This is a genomic window from Streptomyces sp. NPDC059454 (assembly GCF_042749965.1).
Lineage (GTDB): Bacteria > Actinomycetota > Actinomycetes > Streptomycetales > Streptomycetaceae > Streptomyces.
Map to the genome: position 1 here is coordinate 42,725 of NZ_JBHYVC010000044.1, position 17,707 is coordinate 60,431.

At 69.7% G+C, this 17,707-nt stretch carries 19 protein-coding genes; 2 read left to right on the top strand and 17 right to left on the bottom strand.

Annotated elements, in window-relative coordinates; genetic code table 11:
* The 10 genes from tatC to ACFXAE_RS25725 all read right to left on the bottom strand — a co-directional run bounded on the left by tatC (position 1) and on the right by ACFXAE_RS25725 (position 8,575).
* Positions 1–939: a twin-arginine translocase subunit TatC gene (gene tatC / locus ACFXAE_RS25680; RefSeq protein WP_384718887.1), complete on the bottom strand. Its 939-nt coding sequence runs from the start codon at positions 937–939 to the stop codon at positions 1–3.
* A gap of 47 nt (positions 940–986) precedes the next feature.
* Positions 987–1,268 (bottom strand): Sec-independent protein translocase subunit TatA, encoded by a 282-nt coding sequence (gene tatA / locus ACFXAE_RS25685; RefSeq protein ID WP_384718889.1) that lies wholly within the window; start codon positions 1,266–1,268, stop codon positions 987–989.
* A gap of 442 nt (positions 1,269–1,710) precedes the next feature.
* A complete protein-coding gene (locus ACFXAE_RS25690; RefSeq protein ID WP_361748125.1) occupies positions 1,711–1,905 on the bottom strand; it encodes a hypothetical protein in 195 nt (64 codons plus the stop codon).
* A gap of 10 nt (positions 1,906–1,915) precedes the next feature.
* On the bottom strand, positions 1,916–2,209 hold the full coding sequence (locus tag ACFXAE_RS25695) for a hypothetical protein (protein WP_030835703.1): 294 nt from the start codon (positions 2,207–2,209) through the stop codon (positions 1,916–1,918).
* 71 nt (positions 2,210–2,280) lie between these two features.
* Complete coding sequence (locus ACFXAE_RS25700) at positions 2,281–3,276, bottom strand: helix-turn-helix transcriptional regulator (protein WP_384718892.1); 996 nt, start codon at positions 3,274–3,276, stop codon at positions 2,281–2,283.
* An 18-nt stretch (positions 3,277–3,294) separates the two neighbouring features.
* On the bottom strand, positions 3,295–4,248 hold the full coding sequence (locus tag ACFXAE_RS25705; RefSeq protein WP_384718894.1) for a helix-turn-helix transcriptional regulator: 954 nt from the start codon (positions 4,246–4,248) through the stop codon (positions 3,295–3,297).
* A 123-nt stretch (positions 4,249–4,371) separates the two neighbouring features.
* Positions 4,372–4,743, bottom strand: a complete 372-nt coding sequence (locus ACFXAE_RS25710) for an FKBP-type peptidyl-prolyl cis-trans isomerase (protein WP_030835713.1) — start codon at positions 4,741–4,743, stop codon at positions 4,372–4,374.
* Positions 4,744–4,804: 61 nt separating this feature from the next.
* A complete protein-coding gene (locus ACFXAE_RS25715; RefSeq protein ID WP_384718896.1) occupies positions 4,805–5,806 on the bottom strand; it encodes an FKBP-type peptidyl-prolyl cis-trans isomerase in 1,002 nt (333 codons plus the stop codon).
* Between the two features lie 138 nt (positions 5,807–5,944).
* Positions 5,945–7,306, bottom strand: a complete 1,362-nt coding sequence (gene pafA, locus ACFXAE_RS25720) for a Pup--protein ligase (protein ID WP_384718898.1) — start codon at positions 7,304–7,306, stop codon at positions 5,945–5,947.
* A 9-nt stretch (positions 7,307–7,315) separates the two neighbouring features.
* Positions 7,316–8,575, bottom strand: a complete 1,260-nt coding sequence (locus tag ACFXAE_RS25725; protein WP_384718900.1) for an MFS transporter — start codon at positions 8,573–8,575, stop codon at positions 7,316–7,318.
* Between the two features lie 93 nt (positions 8,576–8,668).
* Between ACFXAE_RS25725 and ACFXAE_RS25730 the strand changes: the two genes are divergently transcribed.
* Positions 8,669–9,685: a LacI family DNA-binding transcriptional regulator gene (locus tag ACFXAE_RS25730; RefSeq protein WP_384718902.1), complete on the top strand. Its 1,017-nt coding sequence runs from the start codon at positions 8,669–8,671 to the stop codon at positions 9,683–9,685.
* Positions 9,686–10,117: 432 nt separating this feature from the next.
* Here the strand turns inward: ACFXAE_RS25730 and prcA are convergent, their stop codons facing one another.
* The 6 genes from prcA to arc all read right to left on the bottom strand — a co-directional run bounded on the left by prcA (position 10,118) and on the right by arc (position 16,303).
* A complete protein-coding gene (prcA, locus tag ACFXAE_RS25735; protein WP_384718904.1) occupies positions 10,118–10,876 on the bottom strand; it encodes a proteasome subunit alpha in 759 nt (252 codons plus the stop codon).
* A 68-nt stretch (positions 10,877–10,944) separates the two neighbouring features.
* Positions 10,945–11,790: a proteasome subunit beta gene (gene prcB, locus ACFXAE_RS25740; protein WP_384718906.1), complete on the bottom strand. Its 846-nt coding sequence runs from the start codon at positions 11,788–11,790 to the stop codon at positions 10,945–10,947.
* Positions 11,742–12,347: an endonuclease VII domain-containing protein gene (locus ACFXAE_RS25745; protein ID WP_384718908.1), complete on the bottom strand. Its 606-nt coding sequence runs from the start codon at positions 12,345–12,347 to the stop codon at positions 11,742–11,744. The genes prcB and ACFXAE_RS25745 overlap by 49 nt, the downstream gene beginning before the upstream one ends.
* A 49-nt stretch (positions 12,348–12,396) precedes the next feature.
* On the bottom strand, positions 12,397–12,615 hold the full coding sequence (locus ACFXAE_RS25750) for a ubiquitin-like protein Pup (protein ID WP_037932349.1): 219 nt from the start codon (positions 12,613–12,615) through the stop codon (positions 12,397–12,399).
* 178 nt (positions 12,616–12,793) lie between these two features.
* Positions 12,794–14,305 carry a depupylase/deamidase Dop gene (dop, locus tag ACFXAE_RS25755; protein WP_384718911.1) on the bottom strand — a complete coding sequence of 504 codons (1,512 nt, stop codon included), beginning with the start codon at positions 14,303–14,305 and terminating at the stop codon, positions 12,794–12,796.
* A 231-nt stretch (positions 14,306–14,536) separates the two neighbouring features.
* A complete protein-coding gene (gene arc / locus ACFXAE_RS25760) occupies positions 14,537–16,303 on the bottom strand; it encodes a proteasome ATPase (RefSeq protein ID WP_384718913.1) in 1,767 nt (588 codons plus the stop codon).
* 245 nt (positions 16,304–16,548) lie between these two features.
* Between arc and ACFXAE_RS25765 the strand changes: the two genes are divergently transcribed.
* Positions 16,549–16,854 (top strand): ferredoxin, encoded by a 306-nt coding sequence (locus tag ACFXAE_RS25765; RefSeq protein WP_384718915.1) that lies wholly within the window; start codon positions 16,549–16,551, stop codon positions 16,852–16,854.
* A 79-nt stretch (positions 16,855–16,933) separates the two neighbouring features.
* Here ACFXAE_RS25765 and ACFXAE_RS25770 read toward each other — a convergent pair whose 3' ends face one another.
* Positions 16,934–17,512, bottom strand: coding sequence for a hypothetical protein (locus ACFXAE_RS25770; RefSeq protein ID WP_384718917.1), 579 nt, complete (start codon positions 17,510–17,512; stop codon positions 16,934–16,936).
* Between the last annotated feature and the right edge of the window lie 195 nt (positions 17,513–17,707).

Sequence of the window (17,707 nt, forward strand, 5' to 3'; positions counted from 1 at the left end):
TCAGGTCACGTCGTCATAACCGTTGACCCGGTCCTTGGTGGTCTGCTCGGGCAGGGCGGCCACGGGCTCCACCGGATCGATGGACTCGGGGGTGAGATCCAGCTCGGAGGCCTCGTCGTCGGCGGGGCCCATGGCCTCCAGGCGGCGCCTGCGGCGGTCGTTGAGCAGGGACACGGCGACCGCGCCGAAGTACAGGATCCAGATCGGCCCGGCGAGCGCCATCATGGTCAGCGGGTCGGTGCTCGGCGTGGCGATGGCCGCGAACAGCGTGATGCCCATGATCATGCCGCGCCACCAGCCGAGCATGCGCCTGCCCGTGATGGCACCGGAGAAGTTGAGCATGACCAGCAGCAGCGGCAGCTCGAAGGAGAGACCGAAGACGACCACCATGCGCGTGACGAGGTCGAGCAGGTCGTCCAGCGGCAGCAGGTTGTCGACGCCGAACGGCGTGAAGGTGATGAGCACCTCGGCGGTGGTGGGCAGCACCGCGTACGCGAAGTAGGCACCGCAGAGGAAGAGCGGGAAGCCCGTCGCGACGAACGCGTAGGCGTACTTCCTCTCGTGCCGGTGCAGACCCGGGGCGACGAAGGCCCACAGCTGGTACAGCCAGACCGGCGAGGCCAGTACGACGCCGGCCATCAGGGAGACCTTCAGCGCCAGCGTGAACGGCGTGAGCAGACCGTTGATCGTGATCTGGGCGCACGGCTCCGTGCTGTCCGAGCGGGCGAGTTCCGCGAAGGACTTCTCGCACCCGACCGACTCGAAGACCGGCTCGGTGAAGAAGTTGATGATGTCGTTGTAGAAGAAGGCTGCGGCGACCGTCACGGCGACGATGGCCAGCAGCGCCTTCGCGAGCCGGTTGCGGAGCTCACGAAGGTGCTCCGCGAGGGGCATCCGCCCCTCGGGATCCTTCTCCTGCTTGCGGGCAGACTTGAGCAACCCACGTTCCCATCTCGTGCGGCGGGCCGGAGTTCACCGGCCCTGCGTCAGCGCTTGGTCGTGTCCGTCGGCTCCGTGACCGGACGGGAGCTGGTCACATCGCCGGGAGCGGCCTGGATGGTGCGCTGCGCCGGGGTCTGCTCGCCGGGGGCCGGCGGGTCGGCGGGTGCGGAGGACTTGTCCTCCTTCATCGCCTTCGCCTCGCTCTTGAGGATGCGGGCGGACTTGCCGAGCGACCGCGCCATGTCCGGAAGCTTCTTCGCGCCGAACAGCAGGATGATGACGACGAGGATGAGAATGATCTCGGGGGCTCCGAGCCTTCCGAACATAAGTCTTTACCTTCTCACCGAGGCTGCTGGGGGTGGGGTGCTGTCCGACCGGTCGGACATGTGTCCGAACGATCGTGTTGTCAGCGATCGTAACGCTCAGGGGTGAACGTGAGGCAATCCCCGTGCGTACTCCCGTCCGCGGTCCGGGCCTCGTTCTCCGGGCCGCGATCAGCAGCGTACCTGCCGTGCCCCGCAGGGTGACAGGGCGAAGGCCGCTCCCACGGACAATCCGTACCTCCCCAGCGCCTCAAGGGCCTGGGAGGCACTCCCGGCGGCGCGGGTGGGCGATGAGGGAGGCACTCCACGAGCGCCGGACCGCGCGAACCACCCCGGCCCGCACCGGCGCCGTGCACCTCGCAGGCGCCGGGGCCTGCAAGCCCTCCCCACACATGGCGCACCCGACCGTGCGCCGGCCCGTCGAAGGGTGCGGTACCCAAACCCTTCAGAGGGCCTCGGCAGACCGCGCCGTACTCGCCGCCGCCCGCTCCAGGTCCTCCGCGGCACGGCTGATCCGCCGCGCCGAGTCCGTGACCTGCCTGCCGAGCCGTTCCGCCTCGACGAAGACCCGGACGGCGAGCACTCCGAGCACCAGCAGACCCAGGAACCCCACGGCAACCGCGAACATCGGCCAGAACATGAGGGTGAGCCTAGACGGTCGAGTGCAGCCGCAGCGTCCGGACCCCGCCGCCGGTCAGCAGCTCCACGATCCGCTCCCCCGCCGGCTTGCGGACAGCCGCCCCGCACTCGGGGCAGGTGAAGGAGTAGAAGGTGGTGCGGCTGCTGGCGCCGATGGCCAGACGCAGCGCGCTCGCGGCGAGCTCGAAGCGCTCCCGGCAGTCCGGGCAGCCCGCCCGGAACATCACCGGGGCCACGCTCCTCATCCCCGCGAACGCGGACGCCGCCGTCATGGTCCGCGCACCGGACGTCGCCGACTCGCTCAAAGCCCTCGCTCCTGCCTGTCGTCCTGTCCGTCCCGCCCCGGCTGCCCGTCCCGCATCGGGTGCGGCCCCGCTCATCCGGCCGCCTCGACCCCGTCGTACGCCGCGAGCGCCTCGCGGGCCGCCTGCCGGGCGCTGTCGGCCAGCGCGTGCGGCTCGACGATGCGGCCGTCGCGGCCGAGCCGCAGGGCCAGCCGTCTGAGCGAGGCCGGGTCGGGCGTGCGCAGGGTGATGCGCAGCCCGCCGTCGGGAAGCTCGTCCGCGCTGTCGTGCGGGTAGTACTCGGCGACCCAGCGGCCGCCCGGTCCGACCTCGACCACGACCTCGGGGTCCTCGGCCGCCGGCTGCACCAGCGCCTGCGACAGGTCCCGCAGCTCGACCTCGGGCGGCGCGGACGGCTCGTCGAGGATCTTGATCTCGGCGACCCGGTCGAGCCGGAAGGTGCGGCGCGCCTCGGAGCGCCGGCACCACGCCTCGACATACGTGTGCCCGACGCTGACCAGGCGGATGGGGTCGATCTCGCGCTCGGTGACCTCGTCGCGCGCGGGCGAGTAGTAGCGGATCCACAGTCTGCGGCGCTCGGCGATGGCCCGGTCGACGTCCGCGAAGACACCGCCCTCGGACTCGAAGGTCACCGAGAGCCGGGAACTGGCGCCGGCCGCCTCGCCGGCCGCGGTCTCCACCTTCGCGGTGGCCCGCAGCAGCGCCTGCCGGTCGCCCTCGCGCAGCCCGGGCAGCGTGGCCACGGCACGGGCGGCGACCAGCAGCGCGGTGGCCTCGTCGGCGGCGAGCCGCAGCGGCTCGGCGGCCTCCGCGCCGAGGGCGGCCGGGTTGTGCCACCAGATGCGCTCGCCGTCGGTGTCGATGTCCAGCAGATCGCCGCCGCGGAAGCTGGTGCCGCACATGGGCAGTACGTCGAGGTCGGAGACCAGCTCGTCCTCGGTGATGCCGAAGGCGCGCGCCACGTCCTCGATCCGGGCGCCGGGGCGCTCCCGCAGATACGTCACCAGGGAGAGCATCCGCCGGGTCTGGTCGATGGCGTTCACGGGCCTGACCGGTTTGCCTGCCACGTTCTTGTCCGCTCCCCCTCAGCCCTTGGCCACGGCACGCAGCCGGTCCATCACGTCGGCCCGCAGCTCCGCGGGGGCCAGGACCACCACGTCCGGTCCGAACTCCACCAGCCAGGCGTCCAGGCCGTGCCCGTACGGAATCTCCAACTCGTCCCATCCGTCGCCGAGTTCCCGCACCACGGTGGCCTTCGCCCGAAGGGGGTAACCGGCGGCGGAGCGCAGCCGGATCCGCGCCGAGCGGTCGGCGCTCTCCCCGGCCCAGCTCGCCACGGTCTCCCGCACGGTGACGACGTCCGGCACCGGGACGGTGAACCGGCCGCTGCGCGAGCGCACCTTCCCGGTGATCCGGGAGAGCCGGAAGACCCGCTCGGCGCCCCGGTCGCGGTCCCAGCCGGCCAGGTACCAGTGGCCGCGCCAGCACTCCAGCGCCCACGGTTCGACGTGCCGCTGACCGGGCTGGGCGGCGTTGGCCTTGCGGTAGTCGAAGACGACCGGACGGCGGTCGCGGCAGGCCAGCATCAACGGCTCGAACGCGGCCTCGTGCACGGGGATGCGGGGCTCCAGCGCGCCGTGGGCGCCGTACGGGTCGACGTCCTCGGGCAGGCCGGCCGCGCGCAGCTTCTGCAGGGCGCCGCTGGCCGCCCCGGCGAGCCGGGCCTGCTGCCACACCTTGGCGGCGAGCCCGAGGGCGGCGGCCTCCTCGGCGTCGAGGGTGATGGGCGGCAGCCGGTTGCTGTCGCGGCGGGCCAGATAACCGACCTCGCCGTCGAGGTTCTCCACGGTCTCGATGACCAGCCCGAGCTCGCGCAGATCGTCCTTGTCGCGCTCGAACATGCGGTTGAAGGAGTCGTCCGAGCCCGCCTCGAGGTACGCCTCGATGGACTCGCGCAGCTCACGCTTGCTGAGCGGCCGCCGGGTCCCGAGCAGACACAGCGCCAGATTCATCAGCCGCTCGGCCTTGGCAATGGCCATCGACCCGCTTCGCCTCCCTATGGTGCTTACGAGCGATGACCGTACCGCCCCGAGGTGGCGCGGCAAAAGCCGAGGGCCCACGCCCGGACAGGCATGGGCCACGGATGATCGACTCCGGTCGGATCAGACGCCGAGCAGGTCGACCACGAAGATCAGGGTCTCACCGGGCTTGATCGCCGGGGTGGGGCTCTGGTTGCCGTAGGCGAGGTGGGCGGGGATGGTCAGCTGACGGCGGCCGCCGACCTTCATGCCCTGCACGCCCTGGTCCCAGCCCTTGATGACCCGGCCGCCGCCCAGCGGGAAGCGGAACGGGGTGCCACGGTTCCAGCTGGCGTCGAACTCCTCGCCCGTGCTGAAAGCGACACCGACGTAGTGCACGGTGACGGTCTGGCCCGCCTGCGCCACCTCGCCGTCGCCCTCCCAGATGTCCTTGATCTCGAGGTCCGCCGGGGGCTCGCCGCCCGGGAAGTCGATCTCGGGCTTGTCGATGCTCACGTCTAACGCTCCTGCTTGTCTGCGGAAAGGCGAACACGCACAGTCTTACATCCTCACGGCGTCACAGCTTCGCGAGGATGTCGACCGAGAAGACCAGCGTGGAGTCCTTCTTGATCTCGCTGCCCTGCGGCGGGTTGTCGCCGTAGCCCAGCTCCGGCGGGATGACGATGAGGACCCGGCTGCCGACCTTCTTGCCGGTCAGCCCCTGCGCCCAGCCCTTGACGACCTGCTGCAGCGAGAACGACGTCAGCTGACCCCGGCCGTACGTGGAGTCGAACTCCTTGCCGCCGTCCCACAGCACGCCCTTGTACTGCACGAGGACGCTGTTCTCGGCGCCGACCTCCTCGCCGTCGCCCTCGATGACGTAGCTCGACACGAGCTTCTTCGGGGCGTCCGCGCCGGGCACCTCGATGGAGGGGGCCTTGCCGTCGCTGTTGGTGCCGACCTTGGGCAGGTCGGTGTTGTCCTGGGCCACCTCGGCGCCCTTGGCGGAGCTCTTGGCGTTGAACGTGTCCTGCACATCGACCACGAACACCAGCGTGTCGGTGCCCTTGATGCCGGCCTGCTCGTTGCCCTGCTTGCCGTACCCCCAGGTGGGCGGGACGGCCATCTGGACGCGGCTGCCGGTCTTCTTGCCGGTCAGCGCGTACCGCCAGCCGTCGATGATGCTGCCCTGGGCGAGCTGGATGGCCAGCGGGCTCTTGCGGTCGTAGGAGTTGTCGAACACCTTCGCGGTGCTCCACACCTGGCCCAGGTAGTGGGCCACGACGAAGTCGTTCTCCGCGACCGTCTTGCCGCCGCCCGCGATGACCGTCTTGACCGCGAGGTCCTTGGAGGGGTCGCCGCTTCCCTTGGCGACCGTCGGCTTCTCCCCGAACTTCGTGCCCGCCGTGATCGCCGGCAGCGGTCCGTCGACGATCTTCGGCGCCGGTGCCGCGGACGTCTGGGGCGCCGAGGGCGAGGCGCTGTCGCTGGCCTTGCCCGAGTCGGACTTGTCGTCCCCGCACGCGGCGAGGGTGGCCAGTCCGGCGGGAACGGCAATGAGAAGTGAGCGTCGGCGCACGGTGGGGGCCTCGTAATCGTCGATCTTGTGGATGGCGTCCGCGCAACTCTACGGCGTGAGAAGGGCGCCGCACGGTGTAACGTACGGCGCCCGTGTGACGTTCCGGGAATTTTGAGACCCCCTGGCGGAACGCGTCTCTCACATTCCGGCGATCAGCTTCTCCACCCGTTCGTCCACCGAGCGGAACGGGTCCTTGCACAACACCGTGCGTTGGGCCTGGTCGTTGAGCTTGAGGTGCACCCAGTCGACGGTGAAGTCGCGGCGCTGTTCCTGGGCCCGCCGGATGAAGTCGCCCCGCAGCCGGGCCCGAGTGGTCTGCGGCGGAACGGACTTGCCCTCGAAGATCTTCAAATCGTTGCAGATCCGGGCCGCTTGTCCCTTTTTCTCCAGCAGGTAGTACAGGCCCCGCCGGCGGTGGATGTCGTGGTAGGCGAGGTCTATCTGCGCGACCCTCGGGTGCGACATCGTCATGTTGTGCTTGGCCCGGTACCGCTCGAGGAGCTTGTACTTCATGACCCAGTCGATCTCGGTGCCGATCCGGTCGAGGTCCTCGGCCTCGATCGAATCCAGCGTACGGCCCCATAGCTCCAACACCTGCTCGACGGTGCCGGTGCGGATGCCGCGGCGCTCGCAGAAGTCCACCGCCTTCTCGTAGTACTCGCGCTGCACCTCCAGCGCGGAGGCCTCCCGGCCGCTGGCCAGGCGCACCTTCCTGCGTCCGGTGATGTCGTGGCTGACCTCGCGGATCGCCCGGATCGGGTTCTCCAGGGTGAGGTCGCGCATCACGGTGCCCGCCTCGATCATGCGCAGCACCAGGTCGGTGGCGCCGACCTTGAGCAGCATGGTCGTCTCGGACATGTTCGAGTCACCCACGATGACGTGCAGCCGGCGGTAGCGCTCGGCGTCCGCGTGCGGCTCGTCACGCGTGTTGATGATGGGCCGCGAGCGGGTCGTCGCCGAGGAGACGCCCTCCCAGATGTGCTCGGCCCGCTGGCTGACGCAGTACACGGCACCGCGCGGCGTCTGCAGCACCTTGCCGGCGCCGCAGAGCAGCTGCCTTGTCACCAGGAACGGAATGAGGATGTCCGCGAGCCGCGAGAACTCCCCGTGCCGGGCCACCAGATAATTCTCGTGGCAGCCGTAGGAGTTGCCGGCGGAGTCGGTGTTGTTCTTGAAGAGGTAGACGTCGCCCGCGATTCCCTCCTCGTGCAGGCGTCGTTCGGCGTCCACCAGGAGTCCTTCGAGAATGCGCTCGCCGGCCTTGTCGTGGGTGACCAGTTCGGTCACGTTGTCACATTCCGGCGTTGCGTATTCCGGATGTGATCCCACGTCGAGGTAGAGGCGGGCGCCGTTCCGCAGAAAGACATTGCTGCTTCGGCCCCATGACACGACACGGCGGAAGAGGTACCGCGCCACCTCGTCAGGCGACAGGCGGCGCTGTCCCCTGAACGTGCACGTGACGCCGTACTCGTTCTCCAGCCCGAAAATGCGGCGGTCCATGAGGGAACATTACGCCCGATCCCCCGAGCTGAAACGAGGTTCGACGGCACGATTTGGATCATTTTCCGAACGGGCCGCAACCACCGCTCTCCCGGCGGGAACTGCCAGTACCCGCCCTGTGGCGACCAAAACCAGCAAGGACACACCACCCGCGACCCCCGGCACGGCGAACCCCCACAGCGCCCCGCCCGCCTCGACGACCGGGCCGGTGAGGCCCGTTCCGACCGACGCGCCGACGGTGAAGGTGGTCACCAGCCAGGAGAACGCCTCCGTGACCGTGCCGCGCGGCGCGTGCCGGTCGACCAGCACGAAGGCGCAGGCGATGGCCGGGGCGAGGAAGAGACCGGCGACCACGGTGAGCAACGTCATGGCCACCACGCCCGGCAGCAGCATCAGCGGCAGGTAACACACCGCCAGAAGGGCCACCAGCACCCGCAGTCGCCGCGCGGGCTCACCGGCCCACTGCCGCGCCCCGTACGCCATGCCGCCGATCAGGGCACCCAGTCCGATCCCCGCCATCAGCCAGCCGTACACATGGTCACCACCGTGCTCGTCCGCGTACGTCAGGGCCGCCACGGTGATGGACCCCAGCGCCATCCCCACGGCCAGGAAGGCACCCAGCAGCGCGAGCAGCCCCGGCGAGCGCAGCGCGCCCAGCCAGTGCGCCTCGCGCGGCGCCGACCGCCAGGCCCGCGAGGGCGGCGAGACGACCACGGAGAGGGCGCCCAGCACACCGATGACGTTCAGTACGAGCAACGCGGCCTGCGCCGACCAGAGCGAGGCGCACACCGTCACCAGCAACGGTCCGACGGTGAACATGACCTCCTGGGCCACGGCGTCCATGGCGTACGCCCGGTGGACGTGATCCTCCCTGGGCAGCACGGACGACCACAGGGCGCGCAGCCCGCCCTCCAGGGGCGGCGTGAAGAGTCCCGCGGCGGCCACCGCTCCGTAGGCCACCGCGAGCGACCCGGTCCCCACGAAGGCGAACAACGCCATCGCCAGCGCCGACAGCACGGCGGCCGGCAACTGCACCCGCGGCTGCCCGCGCAGATCCACCAGCCGCCCCAGCACCGGCTGTCCCACGGCGTTGGCGACGCCGTACACCGCCGCCAGGGCACCGGCCAGGCTGTACGTACCGCCCTCCGCGCGCACGAACAGCACGATCGCGATGGCTGCGGTCGCGTTGGGCAGCCGTCCCACGAGCGTGCCCACGAGCAGCCGGGTGGCGTGCCGTGCCCGGAGGATCTCCAGGTATCCCGTGGCCATACGGGCCCCTTCACTGGAAGTTTTACGTATAACTAAGTGCTCCATACGTACCATGTCCGCTGTTCACCAGTCCAGACGAAGGAGCGGCCGACGATGCCCCGAGCAGGCACCCGCCCCACGAGCCGGGACGTCGCCCGGGCCGCCGGCGTCTCGCAGGCCGCGGTCTCCCTGGTCCTCGGCGACAAGTGGCGCGGCCGGGTGTCCGAGGCCACGGCGGAGCGCGTCCGCGAGACCGCACGCGCCTTGGGCTACCGCCCCAACCTGGCCGCCCGCAACCTCCGGCTGGGCCGCACCCGTACGGTCCTCCTGGTCGTCCCCGCCCTCACCACGGAGTTCTTCGCCGGCGTCTACACCGGGGCCGCCCGGGTGGCCTCCCGGCACGGCTTCGGCGTGGTCCTGTACCCCTCCCCCGAGGGCATCGGCCCCGCCCGCGACCCCTTCGCCTCCGCGCAGGCGGCCCTGGACGGCGTCATCGCCTCCTCCATGGCCGCGGAGGCCCTCACCGCGATCCGCGGCGACCAGCTGCCGCTGGTGATGCTGGACAGCGACCCCGAGGGCAGTGTGGGCGCGGCCACGGTCAACCTCGACATCGCCGACGGTGTCCGCCAGGTCACGGACCACCTCCTGGCACTGGGCCACCGCCGCTTCCTCCACCTGGCGGCGGACGTGGCGTCCTGGACCTTCGAGGTGCGTGCGCGGGAACTGGCGGCGCGGCTGCGGGAGGTTCCGGGGGCGTCGCTGCGTACGGCACGGACGCCGATCTCGATCAAGGGGGCGCAGGTGTCGGCGGAGGCCGCGCTCCGCGGATCGGCGCCGGACCGCCCCACCGCCGTGGTCTGCGACGACGACCATCTGGCGGCCGGCACGTACAAGGCCGCGCGGCGTCTGGGATTGCGTGTTCCCGAGGACCTGTCCGTCACCGGTCTGGACGATCTGGCTCTCGCGAGCGCGATCGATCCGGAGCTGACCACGGTGCGGTTGGATGCGGAGCTTTTCGGCGAGCGGGGGATGGAGGCGTTGCTGGCGGTCCTGGAGGGCCGCGTCCCCGTCGCGGGCGACATCCCGGTCGAGCTGGTGGTACGGGGGTCCACCGCCCCGGCGCCCCACTGACGGCTGCGGCGGCCCTCTGCGTCGGTGCCGAGCGGGGGGTGCGCTGCCCGGCACCGTGTGGGGCGCCCCGCGTTGGTGCGGGCCGGGGGGGTGTCTGCGCAGCCCGGCGCCCACGGGGTGCCGTCGCGCCCACCCGTGCCGCCCCAGCGGCACGACTGCCCGCGGAGGGCGGGGGCGGTCCGCGGTGAGCAGGGGCGGCAGCCTACGAGTGCGGCGGCAGGCAGCCGCACACGGCGGGAAGGGGACGGGGCGGGGGTGGCCGCCCGCAGCGGCCGGCGCGTCCGCACCCCGCACCCCTCCGAGGAACGTGATCCGCGCCGGTCCGAGGACGGACACCCCCGACACGGCCCCGACCCACCCACCGGCCACAGGCGCTACGCGCACCCCCACCGGAGCGAACGCTGCGCCGCAGGCGTCAGACGCGCGCCCCCACTACTCGACGTCTCCGCCGGAGTCCGTCTCGGCCTCCGCCTCGGAGGCCGTCTCCGCACCGCCCGCTTCCAGCAGACGGGACAACTGACGCCCCCCGATCCGCCTGAACTTCCGCTTCTGCGGGCGCGTACGGTCCAGCACCGCCACCTCCAGCCGCTCCGCGGGAATCTCCCGCTCACTGCCGTTGGTGTCGCGGGACAGCGACTGCACCGCCAGCTCCAGCGCCTCCGCCAGCGTCATCCCGTCCCGGTGCCGCTGGTCCAGGTACCCGCTGATCTGCTCCGCGTTGCCCCCCACCGCCACCGAGCCGTGCTCGTCCACGATGGAACCGTCGTGCGGCAACCGGTAGATCTGGTCGTACTCCGGGGTCTCCCCGACCTCGGCCACCACCAGCTCCACCTCGTACGGCTTCTCCCCCACACTCGAGAAGATCGTCCCCAGCGTCTGCGCGTACACGTTCGCCAGGCCCCGGGCCGTCACATCGTCCCGGTCGTAGGTGTAACCCCGCAGATCGGCGTACCGCACGCCCCCGATCCGCAGATTCTCGTACTCGTTGTACTTACCGGCCGCGGCGAACCCGATCCGGTCGTAGATCTCGCTGAACTTGTGCAGCGCACGGGACGGGTTCTCACCGACGAACACGATCCCGTCGGCATACTGCAGCACAACAAGGCTGCGACCACGGGCGATGCCCTTGCGGGCGTACTCCGCCCGGTCCGCCATCGCCTGCTGGGGTGAGACATAGAACGGCGTCGACACCGGTTATCCGTCCCTTTCTGTCGAAGTCACTGGACCACCTGAAACAACCGAACAACCCGCCGCGCGGCCTACAGCAGCGCGGCCCGCGGGCCGTCCGGCTGCTCCAGCCGCCGCTCCAGCACCGAACGGGCGATGTCGGACGCCTCGTCCTCGGTGAGCCGGCGGAAGCCGTCGTCGGTGATCACGGTGACGATCGGGTAGATCCGGCGGGCGACATCGGGACCACCGGTCGCCGAGTCGTCGTCTGCCGCGTCGTACAGCGCCTGCACCACCAGCGTGGTGGCCTCGGCCTCACTCAGGTCGCCCCGGAACAGCTTCTTCATCGCACCGCGCGCGAAGATCGACCCGGAACCCGTCGCGGCGTACCCCTGCTCCTCCGAACGCCCGCCCGTGACGTCGTAGGAGAAGATCCGCCCTTTCTCCCGGTCCACGTCGTACCCGGCGAACAGCGGAACCACGGCCAGCCCCTGCATCGCCATGCCCAGATTCGACCGGATCATCGTCGACAGCCGGTTCGCCTTGCCCTCCAGCGACAGCTGCGCGCCCTCGACCTTCTCGAAGTGCTCCAGCTCCAGCTGGAACAGCTTCACCATCTCCACGGCGAGACCGGCCGTACCGGCGATCCCCACCGCCGAGTACTCGTCGGCCGGGAACACCTTCTCGATGTCCCGCTGCGCGATGACGTTCCCCATGGTGGCCCGCCGGTCACCGGCGAGAACCACGCCACCCGGGAACGTCACGGCCACGATCGTCGTGCCGTGCGGCGCCTCGATCACGCCCTGCACGGGCGGCAACGACCTCTTGCCCGGCAGCAGTTCCGGCTGGTGCTCGGAGAGGAAGTCCATGAAGGAGGAAGAGCCCGGCGTCAGGAAGGCAGCCGGCAGACGCCCGGTGCTACGAGTGTTGGCTTCCACGCGATTCCTTCCACGTATGCGGCAGCCCGCCTTATGGCATCGGGCCGATCCTTGAACTGCCCCAGCGCCGCGTTGCAGCTGAAGCACAGTACGCCACGGACCCTACCCGTCTCATGGCAGTGATCCACATGCTGCGGGGGAGCTGACAGACATGCGCAACAGACGCCCGCTTGGGAAGCAGTCGACTCATCGCGCTCGGCCTCAGTGAGGCCGTACTCGCGCTTGAGATGGTCTTGCCGTCCCCGCACCGCTCGACATGCCTTGCAGCGTGTCGACAGACCATCGGACGCAGTCGCATTGCGATGCCACTCACTATGCGGCTTCACCTCGCCACACGTCCGACAAAGCTTGCGTCCCGCGGGGACATCCACCTTCTCGCGCACCGACATTCCCATGGCTTCCCGGCGCCGCCGGGAGTGCGCGGCACTGTACTCCGCCACGCACTCCCGACAATGCACCTGAAGGCCATCACGCCGATTCCTGTCGCGCGCGAATGCAGCTACGGGCAGCTCTCGCTTGCACTTCCTGCACTGCTTCGCGTTCGACTCGTCAGCCACTCCCACCCCCGGCACCTTTCAATTCAAAGGTGAGGCGACCTGCAAGCCTTCACTGTCCACCCTTTTGCACGAAAGACCTCACGAAATCCTCGGCGTTAGCCTCGAGTACGTCGTCGATCTCGTCCAGGACGTCGTCCACGTCCTCGCTCAGCTTTTCCTGCCGCTCCTTGAGGTCCTCCGAAGCCTGCGTCTCCGCCGCCTGCTCCTCGACCTCCTCGGTGGACCGGGTGGCCTTCTGCTGTCCGCCGCCGGTGTCCTTGGTCGCCATCACCCTCACCCCGCTCGGTTCGCCCGACACACTTGCTCGGTCAAGATCAGACCCTACAAGCCGGGTCCGACAATGCCCCCGTAGTTGCTCCAACCTACGGGGACCACCTCGATGATTCCCGGACCCGGCGTTTTCCACCCTGTCCGGCCGGCTCCTCCCGGGTGTCCCCGGTACCCGCTCAGTTCCCTGACAACACCCTGACCAGGTCTTCTGCCGTACGGCAGCGGTCCAGGAGCTCCTTGACGTGATTACGCGTTCCGCGAAGCGGTTCCAGGGTTGGGACCCGCTGCAGCGAGTCCCGGCCCGGAAGATCGAAGATCACCGAGTCCCAGGAGGCCGCCGCGACGTCGTCCGCGTACTGCTCCAGACAGCGCCCGCGGAAGTACGCACGGGTGTCCTCCGGAGGCTTCACGCGGGCCCGCTCGACCTCTCCCTCGTCCAGCAGCCGCTTCATCCGCCCCCGGGCCACCAGACGGTTGTACAGGCCCTTCTCGGGGCGTACGTCGGCGTACTGCAGGTCCACCAGGTGCAGCCGGGCCGCGTCCCAGTCCAGGCCGTCCCTGCGCCGGTAGCCCTCCATGAGCTCCCGTTTGGCGACCCAGTCGAGCTCGCCGGCCAGGCTCATCGGGTCGTTCTCCAGCCGCGTGAGCGTGTCCTCCCAGCGCGCGAGGACGTCCTTGGTCTGCTCGTCGGCATCGGCCCCGAAGCGTTCCTCCACGTACTTACGAGCCAGCTCGAAGTACTCCATCTGGAGCTGCACCGCGGTCAGTGTGCGACCGCTGCGCAGCGTGACGAGCCGCTTGAGCGTCGGATCGTGCGAGACCTGGTGCAGCGTCCGCACCGGCTGGTCGACCGCCAGGTCCACCGCGATGAACCCGTCCTCGATCATGGACAGGACCAGCGCCGTCGTCCCCAGTTTCAGGTACGTCGAGATCTCGGACAGGTTCGCGTCGCCGATGATCACATGCAGTCGCCGGTACTTCTCCGCGTCGGCGTGCGGCTCGTCCCGGGTGTTGATGATCGGGCGCTTCAGGGTCGTCTCCAGGCCCACCTCGACCTCGAAGTAGTCCGCGCGCTGGCTGAGCTGGAAGCCGTGCTCGTGGCCGTCCTGGCCGATGCCGACACGGCCGGCGCCGGTGAAGACCTGGCGGGAGACGAAGAACGGCGTCAGGTGGCGCACGATGTCCGAGAAGGGGGTCTCCCGCTTCATCAGGTAGTTCTCGTGCGTGCCGTAGGACGCGCCCTTGTTGTCGGTGTTGTTCTTGTACAGGTGGATCGGCTGGGCGCCGGGAAGCTGGCCGGCCCGTTCCGCCGCCTCGGCCATGATCCGCTCGCCGGCCTTGTCCCAGAGCACGGCGTCGCGCGGGTTGGTGACCTCGGGGGCGCTGTACTCCGGATGGGCGTGGTCCACGTAGAGCCGCGCGCCGTTGGTGAGGATGACGTTGGCCAGGCCGATGTCCTCGTCGGTGAGCTGGCTGGCGTCGGCGGCCTCACGGGCGAGGTCGAAGCCTCGCGCGTCCCGCAGCGGGTTCTCCTCCTCGAAGTCCCAGCGCGCCCGGCGGGCCCGGTGCATCGCGGCCGCGTAGGCGTTCACGATCTGGGACGAGGTGAGCATGGCATTGGCGTTGGGGTGGCCGGGGACGGAGATGCCGTACTCCGTCTCGATGCCCATTACTCGCCGTACGGTCATGCGGCCCTCCTTGCCCGGCGGCGTCCCCGGTCGGGGGCGCCGCTGTAACGCCGGCGCTCCGGTGCGTGTGCGGTGCCCGTCCCCGCACTGCGCGACTCGGCGGTACGGAAGAGCCTAGAACGCCTTTGCACTGGTGGGGAGATCATTTGCGTCATTGCTGTGCTCCAGCCGTGGCCCGAAAAGCAGTCGGCTGCGAGTACCCGTCGAGGGCACCCGCAGCCGCCCTGGCTTTTACAGGTACTGACCGGTGTTCGCCACCGTGTCGATGGAGCGTCCGGTGTCCGCGCCCTGCTTTCCGGTGATGAGCGTACGGATGTAGACGATCCGCTCGCCCTTCTTTCCGGAGATGCGGGCCCAGTCGTCCGGATTGGTGGTGTTGGGCAGGTCCTCGTTCTCCTTGAACTCGTCCACACAGGCCTGGAGCAGGTGGGAGACGCGGAGGCCCTTCTGGTTCTTCTCCAGGAAGTCCTTGATCGCCATCTTCTTGGCGCGGCCCACGATGTTCTCGATCATGGCGCCGGAATTGAAGTCCTTGAAGTAGAGGACTTCCTTGTCGCCGTTGGCGTAGGTGACTTCCAGGAAGCGGTTCTCCTCGGATTCGGCGTACATCTGTTCCACGGCGGTCTGGATCATGCTCTGGACCGTCATGGACTTGTCGCCGCCGTGCTCGGTGAGGTCGTCGCCGTGCAGCGGGAGGCGCTCGGTGAGGTACTTGCCGAAGATGTCCTGGGCAGCCTCGGCGTCCGGACGCTCGATCTTGATCTTCACGTCCAGCCGGCCGGGCCGCAGGATGGCGGGGTCGATCATGTCCTCGCGGTTGGAGGCGCCGATCACGACCACGTTCTGCAGGCCTTCCACGCCGTCGATCTCGGCGAGCAGCTGCGGGACGATGGTGTTCTCCACGTCCGAGCTGACGCCGGAGCCGCGGGTGCGGAAGAGGGATTCCATCTCGTCGAAGAAGACGATGACGGGGGTGCCCTCGCTGGCCTTCTCCCGGGCCCGCTGGAAGACCAGGCGGATCTGCCGCTCGGTCTCGCCGACGTACTTGTTCAGCAGCTCGGGGCCCTTGATGTTGAGGAAGAAGCTCTTGCCGGCGGCCTGGCCGGTGACCTCGGCGACCTTCTTGGCCAGCGAGTTGGCCACGGCCTTGGCGATGAGCGTCTTGCCGCATCCGGGGGGCCCGTAGAGCAGCACGCCCTTGGGCGGCCGCAGTTCGTGCTCCTTGAACAGGTCCGGGTAGAGGTACGGCAGCTCGACCGCGTCGCGGATGGCCTCGATCTGGCCGCCGAGGCCGCCGATCTGCTCGTAGCCGATGTCGGGGACTTCCTCGAGGACGAGCTCCTCGACCTCGCTCTTGGGGACGACCTCGTAGACGTATCCGGAGCGGGGTTCCATGAGCAGGGCGTCGCCGGGGCGGATGGTGACGTCCAGCAGCGGCTCGGCGAGCCGCACCACCCGCTCCTCGTCGGTGTGCCCGAGCACCAGGGCCCGCTCGCCGTCCTCGAGGATCTCCTTGAGGGTGACGATGTCGCCGACGCGCTCGAACTGCATGGCCTCGACCACGTTGAGCGCTTCGTTGAGCATCACTTCCTGGCCGCGCCGGAGCTCGTCGAGCTCGACGCCGGGGCTGACGTTCACCCGCAGTTTGCGGCCGCCGGTGAAGATGTCGGCCGTGCCGTCCTCGTTCGCCGTGAGGAAGACCCCGAAGCCGGCCGGGGGCTGTGCGAGCCGGTCGACCTCCTCCTTGAGGGCCACGATCTGGTCGCGGGCCTCACGGAGCGTGCCGGCGAGTCGTTCGTTCTGGGCGGACACGCCGGCCAGGTTGGTCTGCAGCTCGACGATCCGCTCTTCGAGAATCCTCGTGTGTCGCGGAGAGTCGGCGAGCTTGCGTCGCAGGACGGCGATCTCCTGCTCAAGGTAGGCAATCTGCCCGGCCGGGTCGTCGGACCCGCGTCCTGGGCGGATGCCGCGGTTCATGTCGTCGTCGTGGGCTGCCACGGTCCTCACCTCCTCCAAGGGGAGCTGGACGCTTCCAGACCCTACCTGGGCGGGTGTCGATTGAAACCCCTAGATCACAAAGACGGTCGGGGTGTGTCCGATCTTCACCCTTGCGCTCTCCCTCACGCCAGGGGAATACCCACCGAAGATGATTGGAACCCAGGCGAAGGTAGGGTCGAAGTGTTCAACACCCGTCGGAGCTGGCCGGATTCCCGTTCGGCTCGACGCAGGAAACGGCAGGAGAGATGAGCGTGCAGCAGGAGGCCGGAGTCGGCGGCGAGGCCCTGGAGGTCTGGATCGACCAGGACCTGTGTACCGGCGACGGCATCTGCGCCCAGTACGCGCCCGAGGTGTTCGAGCTGGACATCGACGGTCTGGCCTATGTGAAGAGCCCGCAGGACGAGTTGTTGCAGGACAAGGGGGCGACAACGCCCGTGCCGCTGCCGCTCCTCACGGACGTGGTCGACTCGGCGAAGGAGTGTCCGGGCGAGTGCATCCACGTCCGTCGGGTTTCGGACGGCGTCGAGGTGTACGGGCCGGACGCCGGGTGATCGATTCGATACGGCGCGTCACGCCTGTCCGATTCCTCACACACCGGGGCGCGCACCCCGCGGCACGCCCGCGCACGGGTCACACACTCCTGGCACCGGACGGGGCGGACCGCACGAACGCACCGTCCTCCCACCGCCACTTCACGTTCTCGCGCACATCGGGGCAGCAACTGGGCACGTCGGCGGAGGAGTAGCCGAAGATTTCGGCGGTGACCTCGCCGTCACGTACGGCGAAGTCACCGACGTTGGTGCGGTCCTCGGGGTCGACGAGGGTGGCGACCACGCGCGGTCCGGCGCTGCCCGCGGCCCGGGTGAGGACGTACACGCCGTCGGGCGGGGTCCCCATCGGGGTGTCGCAGTGGACCACGGCCACCGTCTCCGGGCGGCCGTCGCCGTCGAGGTCGCCGGAGGCCTTCTTCTTCACCACGAGCTTCACCGGGCCGCAGTCGAGGGGGAACTCGGCGGCCGCGGGGTCGGGCGGGGCGGTGTGCGCCGGGGCGCTCTTCGTCTGCGGTCCGGGCGTCGGGGCCGCGGTGGCGGCGTCGGGCCCCAGGGCCGGGGAAAGGGCCACGACACCGGCGACGGCCGTGGCGGTGGCGACCCAGTGGATGGGCCGGGTGTGCGTGTGGGCGAGCTCCGGGACGGCGGAAGGCTGCACTAGGAGTGTCTCCTGTGAGGGCTGTGCCGGTGGGGGTGGCCAGCATCGTGCCACACGTCACAGGACGGAGGGAACGGCGGGGGTGTGCGGTTCCGGTGCGGGGGAACCGGGAAGGGTTCTGCTCTCCGTGCCGTCGGTCGGGCGTCGGGTCAACGCGAGCGCGCCGTGGCGCAGTTCCCGGCGGTCACCGGGAAC